The sequence below is a fragment of the Pantoea eucalypti genome (genome assembly GCF_009646115.1).
Lineage (GTDB): Bacteria > Pseudomonadota > Gammaproteobacteria > Enterobacterales > Enterobacteriaceae > Pantoea > Pantoea eucalypti.
The window spans coordinates 3,587,125-3,601,324 of record NZ_CP045720.1 but is presented as its reverse complement, the minus strand read 5'-3'; the positions used below and the strand labels follow the sequence as shown (position 1 = coordinate 3,601,324).

Annotated in this window: 13 protein-coding genes; 4 read left to right on the top strand and 9 right to left on the bottom strand. The window is 56.5% G+C overall.

Annotated features, from left to right (window positions below; genetic code table 11):
* Positions 1 to 63: 63 nt before the first annotated feature.
* Both rraB and miaE read left to right on the top strand, forming a co-directional pair.
* Positions 64 to 486, top strand: a complete 423-nt coding sequence (gene rraB / locus EE896_RS16845; protein WP_003851004.1) for a ribonuclease E inhibitor RraB — start codon at positions 64 to 66, stop codon at positions 484 to 486.
* A 56-nt stretch (positions 487 to 542) separates the two neighbouring features.
* Complete coding sequence (miaE, locus tag EE896_RS16840; protein ID WP_140916147.1) at positions 543 to 1,304, top strand: tRNA isopentenyl-2-thiomethyl-A-37 hydroxylase MiaE; 762 nt, start codon at positions 543 to 545, stop codon at positions 1,302 to 1,304.
* A gap of 35 nt (positions 1,305 to 1,339) precedes the next feature.
* Here miaE and EE896_RS16835 read toward each other — a convergent pair whose 3' ends face one another.
* The 4 genes from EE896_RS16835 to pepA form a co-directional block, all read right to left on the bottom strand.
* Positions 1,340 to 1,849: a GNAT family N-acetyltransferase gene (locus EE896_RS16835; RefSeq protein ID WP_033762293.1), complete on the bottom strand. Its 510-nt coding sequence runs from the start codon at positions 1,847 to 1,849 to the stop codon at positions 1,340 to 1,342.
* Between the two features lie 79 nt (positions 1,850 to 1,928).
* Complete coding sequence (locus EE896_RS16830) at positions 1,929 to 4,784, bottom strand: valine--tRNA ligase (protein WP_003850996.1); 2,856 nt, start codon at positions 4,782 to 4,784, stop codon at positions 1,929 to 1,931.
* 5 nt (positions 4,785 to 4,789) lie between these two features.
* Entirely contained in the window at positions 4,790 to 5,248 is a 459-nt protein-coding gene (locus EE896_RS16825; protein WP_008925453.1) for a DNA polymerase III subunit chi, read from the bottom strand.
* Positions 5,249 to 5,313: 65 nt separating this feature from the next.
* Positions 5,314 to 6,825 carry a leucyl aminopeptidase gene (pepA, locus tag EE896_RS16820; protein WP_010251654.1) on the bottom strand — a complete coding sequence of 504 codons (1,512 nt, stop codon included), beginning with the start codon at positions 6,823 to 6,825 and terminating at the stop codon, positions 5,314 to 5,316.
* 268 nt (positions 6,826 to 7,093) lie between these two features.
* Between pepA and lptF the strand changes: the two genes are divergently transcribed.
* Positions 7,094 to 8,194, top strand: coding sequence for an LPS export ABC transporter permease LptF (gene lptF / locus EE896_RS16815; RefSeq protein WP_033762289.1), 1,101 nt, complete (start codon positions 7,094 to 7,096; stop codon positions 8,192 to 8,194).
* Entirely contained in the window at positions 8,194 to 9,270 is a 1,077-nt protein-coding gene (gene lptG, locus EE896_RS16810) for an LPS export ABC transporter permease LptG (protein ID WP_033762287.1), read from the top strand. Before lptF ends, lptG begins: the two co-directional genes overlap by 1 nt.
* Before the next feature lie 104 nt (positions 9,271 to 9,374).
* On the opposite strand, the gene EE896_RS16805 is transcribed toward lptG, so the two are convergent.
* The 5 genes from EE896_RS16805 to EE896_RS16785 are packed head-to-tail and all read right to left on the bottom strand — an operon-like array spanning position 9,375 to position 14,105.
* Entirely contained in the window at positions 9,375 to 10,484 is a 1,110-nt protein-coding gene (locus EE896_RS16805; RefSeq protein WP_039658906.1) for a M20 family metallopeptidase, read from the bottom strand.
* Positions 10,481 to 11,239 (bottom strand): glutamine amidotransferase, encoded by a 759-nt coding sequence (locus EE896_RS16800; RefSeq protein WP_008925457.1) that lies wholly within the window; start codon positions 11,237 to 11,239, stop codon positions 10,481 to 10,483. Before EE896_RS16800 ends, EE896_RS16805 begins: the two co-directional genes overlap by 4 nt.
* Positions 11,240 to 11,251: 12 nt before the next feature.
* Entirely contained in the window at positions 11,252 to 12,331 is a 1,080-nt protein-coding gene (locus EE896_RS16795; protein WP_140916148.1) for a phosphotriesterase family protein, read from the bottom strand.
* Between the two features lie 3 nt (positions 12,332 to 12,334).
* Positions 12,335 to 13,336, bottom strand: a complete 1,002-nt coding sequence (locus EE896_RS16790; RefSeq protein ID WP_164913091.1) for an ABC transporter permease — start codon at positions 13,334 to 13,336, stop codon at positions 12,335 to 12,337.
* A gap of 22 nt (positions 13,337 to 13,358) precedes the next feature.
* On the bottom strand, positions 13,359 to 14,105 hold the full coding sequence (locus EE896_RS16785; RefSeq protein WP_003850984.1) for an ATP-binding cassette domain-containing protein: 747 nt from the start codon (positions 14,103 to 14,105) through the stop codon (positions 13,359 to 13,361).
* Positions 14,106 to 14,200: the final 95 nt, after the last annotated feature.

The window sequence follows — 14,200 nt, the reverse complement described above, 5'->3', positions numbered from 1 at the left end:
AGTGGCGCGACAGGCAGTGTGGGAAAATAATTGATTATTGCCGAACTCAGAGAGGACATTGTCATGGCATATGAAGCATTACTGGAAGAGCAGCAGGAAGAGACGCGGCAGGTTATTGAAGAGCTGCTGGAGGATGGCAGCGATCCTGATGCGCTCTATACCATCGAGCATCATCTCTCATGCAATAATTTTGATTCACTGGAAAAAGCCGCGGTTGACGCCTTCAAGCTGGGTTATGAAGTGACCGAGCCGGAAGAGCTGGAGCTGGAAGATGGCACCACGGTGATGTGTGTCGATATTATCAGCGAATCTGCACTGAAGCCGGAGCTGATTGATGCGCAGGTTGAACAGCTGGTGAACCTGATTGGCAAGTACAACGTCGATTATGACGGCTGGGGCACCTATTTCGAAGATCCCGATGCCGAAGATGAAGACGAAGATGACGACGCCATCGAAGATGAAGATGATAATGGTATTCGCCACTAAGTAGCCGGGGCGGAGAGTTCTCCGCCTGTCACCTCTGCCACACCTGTTTTGACATCATGAACTACGCACCGTTACTTGAACCGATCTATCAGTTTCTGCACTGTCGCACGCCACAGGCCTGGATTGATGAGGCGCGCAAACCAGAAAATCTGACTCTGCTGTTAACCGACCATCTGGTGTGCGAACTGAAAGCCGCGCAGACTGCGGTGTGGTTGATCCGCAAATATGTCGCCGACAAACCCAGCGGCGACGCTATTCTGACGTGGCTGAAGCCCTATGAAGATTTTATCTTCCGCGAAGATGGCGACAGCGACTTTATCAATGCCCATAAAAACCTGACGAAACGCATCATCGTGCGCAATGCGCTGCCCTGGGCGGATGAGCTGGTGGAGAAGATGGTGTTGCTGATTAAAGAGGAGCTGCATCACTTCTATCAGGTGTGGGAAATTATGCAGTCGCGCGGGTTGGTCTATCAGAAGATCACCTCCAGCCGCTACGCCAAATCGCTGCTGCGTGAAGTGACGACGCATGAGCCGGAAACCCTGGTGGATAAGCTGATTTGTGGCGCTTACATTGAGGCGCGCTCCTGCGAGCGCTTCGCCAGTCTGGCACCCTATCTTGATGACGAACTGGCAAAGTTCTATCTGTCGCTGCTGCGCTCAGAGGCGCGGCACTATCAGGATTATTTAACGCTGGCGGCGCAGATTGCCACTAAAGACATTACGCCACGCGTGCAGGCGATTGGGATAACAGAAGGGCGGTTAATCAGCGAACCTGACACCGAATTACGCTTTCACAGCGGCGTTCCGGCGTTCTGAACCAATTATAGTCACGGGGCTGGCAGCCCCGATTGTCATAGCTGTTTCAGCATCCGCACTTCGCAGTCGACATGGCCGGTACAACCCATCGCGCTATCGATATGCTCAAAGCCCAGCGACTCATAGAGTTTAATGGCCCGCGTCAGGCTGGCGGTGGTTTCCAGATAGCAACGACGGAAGCCGTGGCCGCGTGCATGCTCCATCGCCCTCAGCGCCAGTTCGCGCGCCAGACCCTGCCCGCGCACCTCCGGCAGAAAGTACATCTTTTGCAACTCGCAGATATCGGGCGCGCTGCAGGCGAGAGGCGCAACACCGCCGCCACCGACCACCTTGCCCTGATATTCAATAATCCAGTAGGCGCTCTGGTCGGCACTGTAGAGCTCAAACAGGTGATCCAGCTGGGGATCGGAGACGGTGTAGCCCTTGTCAGCCGTCAGGCCGAACTCCGCAGAAACGTCGCGGATCACCTGGGCAATATGCGGATTATCAGCGGCAGTAATCGGCCGCACCTGGAGGTTAAAACGCAAAGTGGCGTTGGTCGTCATCATCTCTTCCGGATTAGTACGAGGTCAATAAAAAAGCCGGGCAAGCCCGGCTTTATGGATAAGCTGTCAGCTAAGACGCTTACAATGCCGCAATGACCGCCTGCTGTTCAATCAGTTTTGCTTTTGATTGTTGCAGGTCTGCCACGCGTTCGCGCTCTTTCGCAACGACCGCTTCCGGCGCGCGTGAAACAAAGCCTTCGTTCGCCAGCTTGGTCTCGATCTTCTCGATCTCCACATCCAGCTTAACCAGCTCTTTCGCCAGACGCTCCAGCTCAGCGGTTTTATCCACCAGATCCGCCATCGGGATCAGCAGCTCTGCGCCTTCAACCAGTTTGGTCACCGACACCGGGCCTTTCTCGCCCGCAGGCAGAATGGTCAGGCTTTCCAGACGCGCCAGGCGCGACAGGAAGTTGCGGTTAGCTTCAACGCGACGCAGCGCTGCAGGCGAGCAGTCACGCAGCAGCACATCCAGCGGCTTGCTCAGCGCGATGTTCATCTCGGCACGGATATTACGCACCGCGACGATCGCCTGCTTCATCCACTCAATGTCCGCTTTCGCTTCGGCATCTTCTTTCGACGCATCGTAGTGCGGGAAAGGCTGCAGCATAATGGTGTCGTCGCTGATATTTTTCAGTCCCTTCACGCGCTGCCAGATGGTTTCAGTGATAAACGGAATGATCGGATGCGCCAGGCGCAGCAGCGCTTCCAGCACGTGAACCAGCGTATGGCGGGTGCCACGCAATTCAGATTCACTGCCGCTGTTCATCACCGGCTTAGTCAGCTCCAGATACCAGTCGCAGAACTGGTTCCAGGTGAAGTCATACAGCAGGTTAGCCGCGATATCGAAACGGTAGCTATCCAGCGCTTCACGGTAGGCTTTCACGGTGTTGTTGAACTCGGTCAGAATCCAGCGATCTGCCAGCGACAGCGTCATATCGCCGCCGTTCTGTCCGCAATCCTGGTCCTCAGTGTTCATCAGCACAAAGCGGCTGGCGTTCCACAGCTTGTTACAGAAGTTGCGATACCCTTCCAGGCGCTTCATGTCCCAGTTGATGTCGCGACCGGTTGAGGCCAGTGCTGCCAGCGTGAAACGCAGCGCATCGGTGCCTGATGGCTCAATGCCGTCCGGGAACTGCTTCTCGGTGCGTTTGCGGATCTTCTCTGCCAGCTGTGGCTGCATCATGTTGCCGGTGCGTTTTTCCAGCAGCGCTTCCAGCGAAATGCCGTCGACCATATCCAGCGGGTCAATCACGTTGCCCTTGGATTTCGACATCTTCTGACCTTCTTCATCACGGATCAGACCGGTCATGTAGACGGTTTTAAACGGCACCTGCGGTTTGCCGTTTTCATCTTTGATGAAGTGCATGGTCAGCATGATCATGCGGGCAATCCAGAAGAAGATGATGTCGAAGCCGCTGACCAGCACGCTGGTCGGATGGAAGGTACGCAGCGCTTCGGTGTTTTCCGGCCAGCCCAGGGTGGAGAAGGTCCACAGACCGGATGAGAACCAGGTATCCAGCACGTCGTCATCCTGACGCAGCGCCACATCGGCGGCCAGGTTGTTCTCAGCGCGGACTTCCTCTTCGGTACGGCCAACGTAGACGTTACCGTTGTCGTCATACCACGCCGGGATGCGGTGACCCCACCAGAGCTGACGGGAAATACACCAGTCCTGAATATCACGCATCCAGGAGAAGTACATGTTTTCATACTGCTTCGGCACAAACTGGATGTCGCCATTCTCAACGGCTTCAACCGCCACTTTCGCCAGCGGCGCGGTACGCACATACCACTGATCGGTCAGCATCGGCTCGATAACCACACCGCCACGGTCGCCGTAAGGCACGGTCAGGTCATGCGGTTTGATCTCTTCAAGCAGGCCCAGTTCATCGACGGCGGCGACAATCGCTTTACGCGCGGCAAAGCGCTCCATGTGCTGGAAAGCGGCCGGGATCTCATCGGAACAGGCATCGCTGGCTTCGCCGTTGGTGTCATACACCTGAGCGCGGTCGCGGATATCACCGTCGAAGGTCAGAATGTTGATCATTGGCAGTTTGTGACGACGACCGACTTCGTAGTCGTTGAAGTCATGCGCCGGCGTGATCTTGACGCAGCCGGTGCCTTTTTCCATGTCGGCATGTTCATCGCCCACGATCGGAATCAGACGACCCACCAGCGGCAGCATCACAAATTTGCCGATCAGATCTTTATAACGTGGATCTTCCGGGTTAACCGCCACGCCGGTATCGCCCAGCAGGGTTTCCGGACGGGTAGTGGCGACCACCAGGTAATCTTTGCCGTCAGCGGTTTTTGCGCCGTCAGCCAGCGGATAGCGGATATGCCACATTGAGCCTTTGCTCTCGCGGTTTTCCACTTCCAGATCGGAGATCGCCGTGCGCAGCTTAGGATCCCAGTTTACCAGGCGCTTGCCACGGTAGATCAGGTTCTCTTTATAGAGGCGAACAAACACTTCTTTAACGGCATTGGAGAGGCCATCGTCCATGGTGAAGCGCTCGCGCTCCCAGTCGACGGAGTTACCCAGACGGCGCATCTGACGGGTAATGGTGCCGCCAGATTCTGCTTTCCACTGCCAGATTTTGTCGATGAATGCATCGCGGCCATAGTCCTGGCGCGTTTTGCCTTCTTCAGCCGCAATTTTGCGCTCAACCACCATCTGCGTGGCGATGCCCGCGTGGTCAGTACCCGCCTGCCACAGGGTATTTTTCCCCTGCATGCGCTGGTAACGGATCATGGTGTCCATGATGGTTTGCTGGAAGGCGTGACCCATGTGCAAGCTACCGGTGACGTTCGGCGGCGGGATCATGATGCAAAAGCTTTCCTGGCTGGTATCGCCATTCGGTTTGAAGTAGCCCTGCTTTTCCCAATGCTCGTAAAGCGGCTGCTCGATATCTTGCGGGTTATATGTCTTTTCCATTTCTGCTATGTCGTTTGCGGCTGTGGTGGCGCTGCCGTATTCAATTGGAATCCAACGCTGCGATACGCTTTATAGCGGTCGCGCGCCAGTTGTTTGAGAGCGTCTTCGTAAGGAACGAAGTCTATCACTTCATGGAAAGCAGTAGCAAAATCTGCGAAGTGGGGCAGCAGGCTAATCAGCAGGTCGCGCTGTGAACTGCCGCGTCGCTGGGGCCAGGCCAGTTCGACCGGCGCACCGTAGCGCGGGCCTTCGCCCGCCAGATTGTGCGGCACAAAAGCATTTGCTGGCCGTTGCCACAGTGCTTCATCAAGACGAATGGCTTGCTGCTCATCTTCGCAGGCGATCAACACCCGCTTTCCGGCCCGCCAGCGTGTTTCCGCCAGATTGCACACCAGCGCTTCAACGGCGCTAAGGCCATCGCTCGTTGCATCGGTTTCCAGCACGTAGAAGGTTGCGTTTTTCATCGGTTTGCTCATCAGAAGATCAAGGGCGGAATCAGATCCGCCCTTGCTGTCAGAAAAGAGGGCGCTTAGTCGTCGCCGTTCAATCCTGCCCGATTCAACAGAAACTGCGACAGCATCGGCACCGGTCGTCCGGTGGCGCCTTTGGCTTTACCGGAGCGCCAGGCGGTGCCGGCGATATCCAGGTGCGCCCAGTTATATTTGCGGGCGAAACGTGCCAGGAAGCAGGCGGCGGTAATCGCGCCGCCAGGACGGCCACCAATGTTCGCCATATCGGCAAAGTTGGACTCCAGCTGCTCCTGGAACTCATCCGCCATCGGCAGACGCCAGGCGCGATCGCCTGACTGCTCTGAGGCGCTGATCAGCTCATGCGCCAGCGGATTGTGGTTCGACAGCAGGCCGCTGATGTGATGGCCCAGCGCAATCACGCAGGCGCCGGTCAGTGTCGCCACGTCAATCACCACTTCCGGGTCGAAACGTTCGACATAGGTCAGCGCATCGCACAGGACCAGTCGGCCTTCGGCGTCGGTATTCAGCACTTCAACGGTCTGGCCAGACATGGTGGTCAGCACATCGCCCGGACGCATTGAACGTCCGTCCGGCATGTTTTCACAGCCCGCCAGCACGCCGACCACGTTCAGTGGGAGATTCAGCTCGGCCACCATACGCATCACACCATAGACGGCGGCTGCGCCGCACATGTCATACTTCATTTCGTCCATGCTGTCGGCAGGCTTGATGGAGATGCCGCCGGAGTCAAAGGTCAGCCCTTTGCCTACCAGCACAATCGGGCGCGCTTCCGCATCCGGATTGCCTTTGTATTCAATCACCGACATCAGCGATTCGTTTTGTGAACCGGCACCGACCGCAAGATAGGCGTTCATGCCCAGCTCTTTCATCTGCTGTTCGCCGATCACGCGGGTCGTGACATTTTTACTGAAAGCATCTGCCAGCTGGCGTGCCTGTGACGCCAGATAAGCGGCGTTACAGATATTGGGTGGCATGTTGCCGAGATCTTTCGCTGCTTTCATACCGGCTGCGACCGCTAAGCCATGCTGGATTGCGCGTTCGCCGCTGGTCAGTTCACGGCGGGTCGGCACGTTAAACACCAGTTTGCGCAGCGGACGACGCGGCTCTGCTTTGTTACTTTTCAGCTGGTCAAAGTTGTAGAGTGCCTCTTTAGAGGTCTCCACCGCCTGACGCACTTTCCAGTAAGTATTGCGGCCTTTGACATGCAACTCGGTCAGGAAGCAGACCGCTTCCATTGAGCCGGTATCGTTCAGCGTATTAATGGTTTTTTGAATGACTTGCTTGTACTGGCGTTCATCCAGCTCACGCTCTTTACCGCAGCCAATCAGCAGAATACGCTCTGACAGGATATTTGGCACATGATGCAGCAGCAGTGTCTGGCCCACTTTTCCTTCCAGCTCGCCGCGGCGCAGCAGGGCGCTGATATAGCCGTCGCTGATTTTATCCAGCTGCTCGGCAATCGGTGACAGACGACGCGGTTCGAAAACGCCAACGACAATGCAGGCACTGCGTTGTTTTTCCGGGCTTCCGCTTTTTACACTGAACTCCATGCACTCTCCTGAATCTTAAAGACAACGGCCGCTGCTGCCGCTAGAATGTAGCGCGCTCATGACCCATTTATTCATTGTCGCAGCATGACATTCTGCCGCTGGAGGTCATAATGAATCAGGGTGACAAGATGTTGTTTTTTCACCACCCGGACGCGTTTTTCATACAAATTTAGCTACGGCGACGGCCATTGATGAAGAAAAATGGCTGATAAGCGTTGAAACTAGCGATTTTCCTGCAAAAAGACAAGTTTTCACAGGCGTACTAAGCGTGATCATCATTAGATATCTGGTTCGGGAAACGCTCAAAAGCCAGCTGGCTATCCTGTTTATCCTGTTACTCATCTTCTTTTGTCAGAAGTTAGTAAGGATCCTGGGTGCCGCGGTGGATGGCGAAGTGCCGACAAACCTCGTTCTGACATTGTTAGGACTCGGTGTGCCTCAAATGGCACAACTTATACTGCCCTTAAGTCTGTTTCTGGCAATTCTGATGACGCTGGGGCGTCTCTACACGGAAAGTGAAATTACCGTGATGCACGCCTGCGGCCTGAGTAAGGCCGTCCTGGTGAAAGCCGCGATGATACTGATGCTGTTCACCTCCGTGGTGGCAGCGGTTAATGTCATCTGGCTGGGACCATGGTCATCCCGTTATCAGGATGAGGTGACGCAGAACGCCAAAGCCAATCCAGGCGCGGCAGCCATGGCCGCCGGACAGTTCCAGACCTCCGGCGACGGCAGCGCCGTGCTGTTTGTCGAGAATGTGAAGGGCAACAACTTTGGTAACGTCTTCCTGGCGCAGTTACGGCCAAAAGGCAACGCGCGCCCTTCGGTGGTGCTGGCTGACAGCGGCCACATGGAACAGCGTAAAGATGGCTCGCAGGTGGTGACGCTGGATAAAGGCACCCGCTTTGAGGGCACCGCACTGCTGCGTGATTTCCGTATTACCGACTTCACCAACTATCAGGCGATTGTGGGCTATAAAGCGGCAACGCTTGACCCTAACGATTCAGAGCAGGCGAGCCTGAGCGACCTGGTCGCGAATAAAACACCTGATTTCCAGGCTGAGCTGCACTGGCGTCTGACGCTGGTGTTCGCGGTGCTGGTGATGGCGCTGATGGTCGTGCCGCTCAGTGTGGTGAATCCACGTCAGGGGCGCGTGCTGTCAATGCTGCCTGCGATGCTGCTCTATCTGATTTTCTTCCTGCTGCAGAGCTCGCTGAAGTCGAGCGGGGCGAAAGGGCGGCTCGATCCGGCGCTCTGGATGTGGGTAGTGAATATCAGCTATCTGGTGCTGGCGGTGCTCCTTAACCTGTGGGATACGGTGCCGATGCGTCGGATTCGCGCCCGCTTTACCCGCGGAGGGTCGGTCTGATGTTTCGCGTACTTGACCGCTATATTGGTAAAACCATCTTCAATACCATCATGCTGACGCTGTTCATGCTGGTGTCGCTTTCCGGCATCATCAAGTTCGTGGACCAGCTGCGTAAAACCGGCCAGGGCAGCTACAGCGCGCTGAGCGCCGGTTATTACACTTTGCTGAGCGTGCCTAAAGATATTGAGATTTTCTTCCCGATGGCGGCGCTGCTGGGTGCGCTGCTGGGACTGGGCGCGCTGGCGCAGCGCAGTGAGCTGGTGGTGATGCAGGCGGCGGGCTTTACCCGTATGCAGGTGGCGCTGTCAGTCATGAAAACAGCGATTCCGCTGGTGCTGCTGACCATGGCGATTGGCGAGTTTGTCGCGCCGTCGGGCGAGCAGATGGCACGTAACTACCGGGCGCAGCAGCTTTACGGTGGCGCACTGGTCTCGACGCAGAATGGTCTGTGGGCGAAAGATGGCAATAGCTTCATCTATATTGAGCGCATTAAAGGCGACAACGAAATTGATGGCGTCAGCATCTACAACTTCAATGACCAGCGTCGTCTGCAGAGTGTACGTTACGCGGCGACGGCCACATGGGACAAAGACAAAAAACGCTGGTTGCTCTCCCAGGTCGATGAGTCGAACCTCACCGATCCAAAGCAGATTACCGGTTCACAGAGCCTGACTGGCGAATGGAAAACGAATCTGACGCCAGATAAGCTGGGTGTCGTCGCGCTGGATCCAGACGCATTATCGATTCGCGGTCTCCATAGCTACAGTAAATATCTGAAGCAGAGTGGTCAGGAAGCGGGAAGATATGAGCTGAATATGTGGAGCAAAATCTTCCAGCCGCTGTCCGTCGCGGTGATGATGCTGATGGCGCTGTCATTTATCTTTGGTCCGCTGCGCAGCGTGTCGATGGGTGTGCGTGTCGTCACCGGTATCAGCTTTGGCTTCCTGTTCTACGTGCTGGACCAGATTTTCGGCCCGCTAAGCCTGGTTTACGGCTTGCCGCCGATTCTGGGCGCGATTCTGCCGAGCTTTGCGTTCTTCGCGATCAGTATGTTTATGTTGATTAAGCGGCGCTAACAGTCAGCCGCAAAAAGGCCGCCTCTCAGGGCGGCCTTTTTCATGGCACGCACCCTGTGCCATTTCAGTCATCCCGCAGTGTCATAAATCCCTTCATTAATGCATCAACGCATCCAGTCGTTTATCACTGCACCATACAGCGTTTCCGCTTCTGCTAACCGAGTCAGCAGGCAATACTCATCGGTCTGATGTGCCATTGAGGGCTCGCCGGGACCCAGGATAATACAGGGCGGCGTGCCCAGCGCGGGCAGCAGTAATGATGCATCGGTAAAGTAGGGCACAATGCGCGGTGTCAGCGGGGCGTCATGTAATGCCTGACAGTGCTGATAAACCGACTGAATCCAGGCCTGATTCTCTTCGCTCAACACCGCTGGCAGATCCACCAGCGTCGTCACCGTGACGCTCTCTCCCAGTAATGTTGTCAATTGCTGACGAATTGCTGCGTGATGCAGATTGGGCGCGCTACGGATATCCACGTCAAACTGCGTACGATCGGGCACGGAATTAATGTTCAGACCGCCGGCAATGCGTCCGACGTTAATGGTTGGCTGCTTCATCAGCGGATGAGGTGCGCCGGGTGAGAAGTGCTGAATCTTGCCCAGTGCCTCCGCCGCCAGATAAATGGCATTAATACCCAGCTCAGGCATCGCGCCGTGCGCTGTTTTGCCCCGGGTTTCACAGCGTAGCCAGAGTGCGCCTTTGTGGCCGATAACCGGATAGTTGCTGGTAGGCTCGCCGACAATCAATGCGCCAACCTCGGGCAGGTCGGTGGTATCAATCAGTGCTTGCGCGCCGTCGCACCCCGTCTCTTCCCCGCCTGTGATCAACAGGACAACACCCGACCCTTGCTGAATTGCCTGCTGATGCGTCACGCAGGCGACGGCAAAAGCCGCGACGGCGGCCTTCATGTCACTCGATCCCCGCCCATATAGCCTGTCGCCCACAACTTCCCCAAACGGATCGTACTGCCAGTCGGCGTTGCCGAGAGGAACCGTATCCAGATGGCCGGTAAACGCTAACTTCGGTCCAGGCAGGCTGCCAGGCAGGCTGGCAATCAGGTTCAGGCGGTTTTCACCGAAGGTCGACAGGGTGACGTCGAAGCCACGCTGCGTCAGCCAGTCTGCCAGGAACTGCATGCAGGCTGCTTCATTGCCCGGGGGATTAATGGTGTCAAAACGCAGCAGTTGCTGCGCCAGTATCAGGCTCTGGCTCATTCGCCACGCACCGTTAACCAGTCCAGACAGTTGATCCACAGCTGGCGATAACCCGGCCACTGTGCAAATTCCTGCGGCAGCCAGTGCGCCGACATATCACTGGTCCAGACCAGTGAACGGCCCTGCTGATATTCGCGCACCGCCAGCAGCGGATGTTCCGTGCCGGCAATGGTCGCCAGCAGTTTGCCTTCAGGGTGCATTTCCACCTCGTTATAACCCAGTAACCATGGCCATTCGTTGGGGATATCACTAAACAGCGGGTGAGATTCCGTGACGCTGGGATAAGCCCCTTCTGGCGTTTCAATGCGGTCATCCCAGGCCAGGCAGCGCACTGGTAAGACTTTCTCCACGGCCGTGTTGCGATAGCGCGCACCGCCATTGATACCCTGAAAACTAAAGTAGCCGCCAATCATCATTAGTGCGCCGCCTGCGGCCACATAGTCGTGGATCAGTGTCAGGCGGTTCGCTGTGCGCTGGCTCTTTAGCCAGGTATCCGGGTGCAGCAGCAACGTATTCGCACCGATGTCGGACAGAATGATCGCGTCCCACTGCGAAAGCCCATCAGGCGTGAGTGGAAACTCGGTGGCGGCAGCATGAGCGGGCATATAGGTGATGGCATAATCACTGTCGGCCAGCGCTGCCATAAAGTCGGTTGCGCCATTATGCCAGGTAGCAGTGGCAAACTGATCGAAGCCTTTGACGTGAACGGACGTGCTGGTCCAGGACTCACCGACCAGTAAAATTTTCTTCTGCATTACGGTTCTCCCTTACCCACCAAAAACGCGCTGTGGGTTAGCAATCAGTAAGGTTTCAAGTTGTTCGCCGCTGACGCCATGGCGTTTCAGGCGCGGAACAAAATGTTTAAGGATGTAGCCATAGCCATGACCGCCGTAGCGGGTCAGCATGGTTTTCAGGAACACGTCCTGCGACAACAACACCTGTTCAATAAAGCCGTCATCAATCAGCTCGCGAATGGCGCGGGCATTCTCCTCATCGGACGGCGACTGCGCAGATTCATCGGCGTAGTAATAACTCATGCCGATCATGTCGTACTCCAGGAAGGCTCCGCGCTGTGCAAGCTCGCGCTGGTAACGCTTATCCGCAAAGCTGGGGTTCATATGGCACAGCACGACATGGAGCAGGTCAGCCCCTTCTTCTTCAAGAATATCCAGTACACGATGACCCAGACGCTCCCAGCCGGGCAGATGCACCTCAATCGGCACATTTGTCGCAGCGCTGGCGCGGCCTGCAGCCCGCAGGGATTTCTCTTCATTGGGGGTAAAGCGGCTGGAAACGCCGATCTCACCAATAAGACCTGCCAGCACGTCGGGTTTATCTTCTCTGCCGCCCAGGTCGTAAATCAGCTTGTCGGTCAGGGCTTCAATGCTGATCGTTTTCATCCAGTCAGGATGTGACGGTTCCAGATACAGCCCGGTGCTCATGATGATATTCAGCCCGGTCAGGCGCGCGATCCGCTGCAGGGCTTTGGGATCGCGGCCAATGCCGATATTCGTGGGATCCACCACCGTATCGCCGCCCAGCGCCCGGAACTTCATCAGCTCTTCAATCGCCAAATCCACATCAAACAGCTGACAGTTGTCGCGGCTGATAAGCGGGTTGAGTGACAGTTCGCCCAGGTTTTCAATGCTGACCGGCATTTCCGCCAGATGACGATCGCCGCAGCAGCAGGGCGGCACCCATTTGCCTGAGGCATCCAGCAGGATATGTTCGTGCATCAGCGTTACGCCCATTTCACTCACCGGCAATGGGCCGAGCACGGTCATCACATAGCCGCTACTGATACCCAGTGGCAGCGGATCGGGATGGCGAAAAATAGAATGTTTCATGCGCTATCCTTTCGCCGCCGACCGCGTCGGGTTGAGAATGCGGGTGTTCAGCCAGATGGCCAGCAGAATAATCGTACCGGTGGCGATCTGCGTATAAAACGGGGAGATATGCGACAAAATCAGGCCGTTCTGGATGATGGCAATCGACAGCGCGCCTAACAGCGTGCCAACAACGGTGCCGAAGCCGCCGAACAGGCTGGTACTGCCCAGCACCACCGCAGCGATGACCTGCAGCTCAAAGCCTTCGCCCTGGTTAGAAGAGCCGCTGCCCAGGCGAGCAGTGATGATCATGCCCGCCAGCGCCGCCGCCATACCACTGATGATGTAAACTTTCATGGTGACGGCTTTGGTATTAATCCCGCTACGGCGCGCACCTTCTGCATTTGCGCCAATGGCCGTGACATAGCGACCAAAACGCATATGGTTCAGCACGATATGGCCGACCACCAGCACCACGATGCCAATCAGCGCAGGCATCGGCACACCCAGCACCCATGCGCGTCCCATAAAGGCGAACAGGCTATCAGCGGGGATGGGAATGGAGTAACCCTGAGTGATCAGCAGCGCCACGCCGCGCACCACCGCCAGCGTCGCCAGCGTGACGATAAAGGCAGGAATGCCTTCATAGGCGATAAAAAAGCCGTTGATAGCACCGACCAGCGCACCCAGCAGCAGGCCGCCCAGCAAGACCACCGGCCAGGGCAGGCCCCAGTTATTCAGGGCGATGGCTGACAAGGCGCCGACAAGGGCCAGTGTTGACCCCACGGAAAGATCGATCCCACCCGTGGTAATCACCAGCGTCATCGCCGTGGCGACGATCAGCAATGGCGCACTCTGACGGATGATATTCAGCCAGTTAGCGCTACTGAGAAAGTTGCCGGTGATCAGGGAAAACACCACGCAGCAGAATACGAAAAACAGCGCGATGCTGACTACGCCAGAGTGGTTATGCAGAAGGCGACGCGGCAGCGAGTGCTGTGCCATACGGGAACTGCTCAGATTCATAATAGTCATCCTGTTACCTCGCTCAGTGCGCTGCGGCCGAGCGGGCGACAAATTTTTCACCCACGATCAAATTGACGATCTCAGTCAGGTCCGTATCGGCCACCCGGCGTTCCGCCACGTTGGTGCCCTCGTACATCACCATGATGCGATCGCAGACCAGGAACAGATCCTGCAGGCGATGCGTGATCAGGATGACGCTCACGCCACGTGCTGACACCCGGCGGATCAACTCCAGTACCGCCTCCACTTCGGCGACGGCCAGCGCGGCGGTAGGTTCATCCATGATCAGCACTTTGGGATCGAAAGCGGCCGCGCGCGCAATGGCAATCGCCTGGCGCTGCCCGCCGGATAAATTGCGCACCAGCAGCCGGGTATCCGGGATAGAAATCCCCAGCCCTTTCAGCATCTCCCGTGCATCAGCGTGCATTTTCTCTTCATCCAGAAACGGAATGCCGAGAATGGACTTCATCGGCTCACGTCCCATAAACAGGTTGCCTGCCACATCGACGGTATCGCACAGCGACAGGTCCTGATAAACCATCTCGATATGGCAGCGGCGAGAATCCGCCGGGTTACTGAAATGCTGGTCCTCACCATCAATACGAATCGTACCACTGGTTGGCACGACAGCCCCTGACAGCACCTTGGTCAGGGTCGATTTGCCCGCGCCGTTGTCGCCCACCAGCCCCAGCACTTCACCTTTAGCCAGTTGCAGGTTTACGCCGCGAAGCGACCGTATCGCGCCGTAGGTCTTGGTAATATTCACCATCTCTACCCGTGTCTGGGCAGTTTGTGCTTGCTGCATGTGATTACTCCCATCACCGCTAACAGGACTGTCAATCTGCATGTAAAAGGGGTTATCCG

Excerpts from the sequence above, each read along its gene's own strand:
- rraB (WP_003851004.1), top strand. The coding sequence starts at position 64 with ATGGCATATGAAGCATTACTGGAAGAGCAGCAGGAAGAGACGCGGCAG.
- miaE (WP_140916147.1), top strand. The coding sequence starts at position 543 with ATGAACTACGCACCGTTACTTGAACCGATCTATCAGTTTCTGCACTGT.
- EE896_RS16835 (WP_033762293.1), bottom strand. The coding sequence starts at position 1,849 with ATGACGACCAACGCCACTTTGCGTTTTAACCTCCAGGTGCGGCCGATT.
- EE896_RS16830 (WP_003850996.1), bottom strand. The coding sequence starts at position 4,784 with ATGGAAAAGACATATAACCCGCAAGATATCGAGCAGCCGCTTTACGAG.
- EE896_RS16825 (WP_008925453.1), bottom strand. The coding sequence starts at position 5,248 with ATGAAAAACGCAACCTTCTACGTGCTGGAAACCGATGCAACGAGCGAT.
- pepA (WP_010251654.1), bottom strand. The coding sequence starts at position 6,825 with ATGGAGTTCAGTGTAAAAAGCGGAAGCCCGGAAAAACAACGCAGTGCC.
- lptG (WP_033762287.1), top strand. The coding sequence starts at position 8,194 with ATGTTTCGCGTACTTGACCGCTATATTGGTAAAACCATCTTCAATACC.
- EE896_RS16805 (WP_039658906.1), bottom strand. The coding sequence starts at position 10,484 with ATGAGCCAGAGCCTGATACTGGCGCAGCAACTGCTGCGTTTTGACACC.
- EE896_RS16800 (WP_008925457.1), bottom strand. The coding sequence starts at position 11,239 with ATGCAGAAGAAAATTTTACTGGTCGGTGAGTCCTGGACCAGCACGTCC.
- EE896_RS16795 (WP_140916148.1), bottom strand. The coding sequence starts at position 12,331 with ATGAAACATTCTATTTTTCGCCATCCCGATCCGCTGCCACTGGGTATC.
- EE896_RS16790 (WP_164913091.1), bottom strand. The coding sequence starts at position 13,336 with ATGAATCTGAGCAGTTCCCGTATGGCACAGCACTCGCTGCCGCGTCGC.
- EE896_RS16785 (WP_003850984.1), bottom strand. The coding sequence starts at position 14,105 with ATGGTGAATATTACCAAGACCTACGGCGCGATACGGTCGCTTCGCGGC.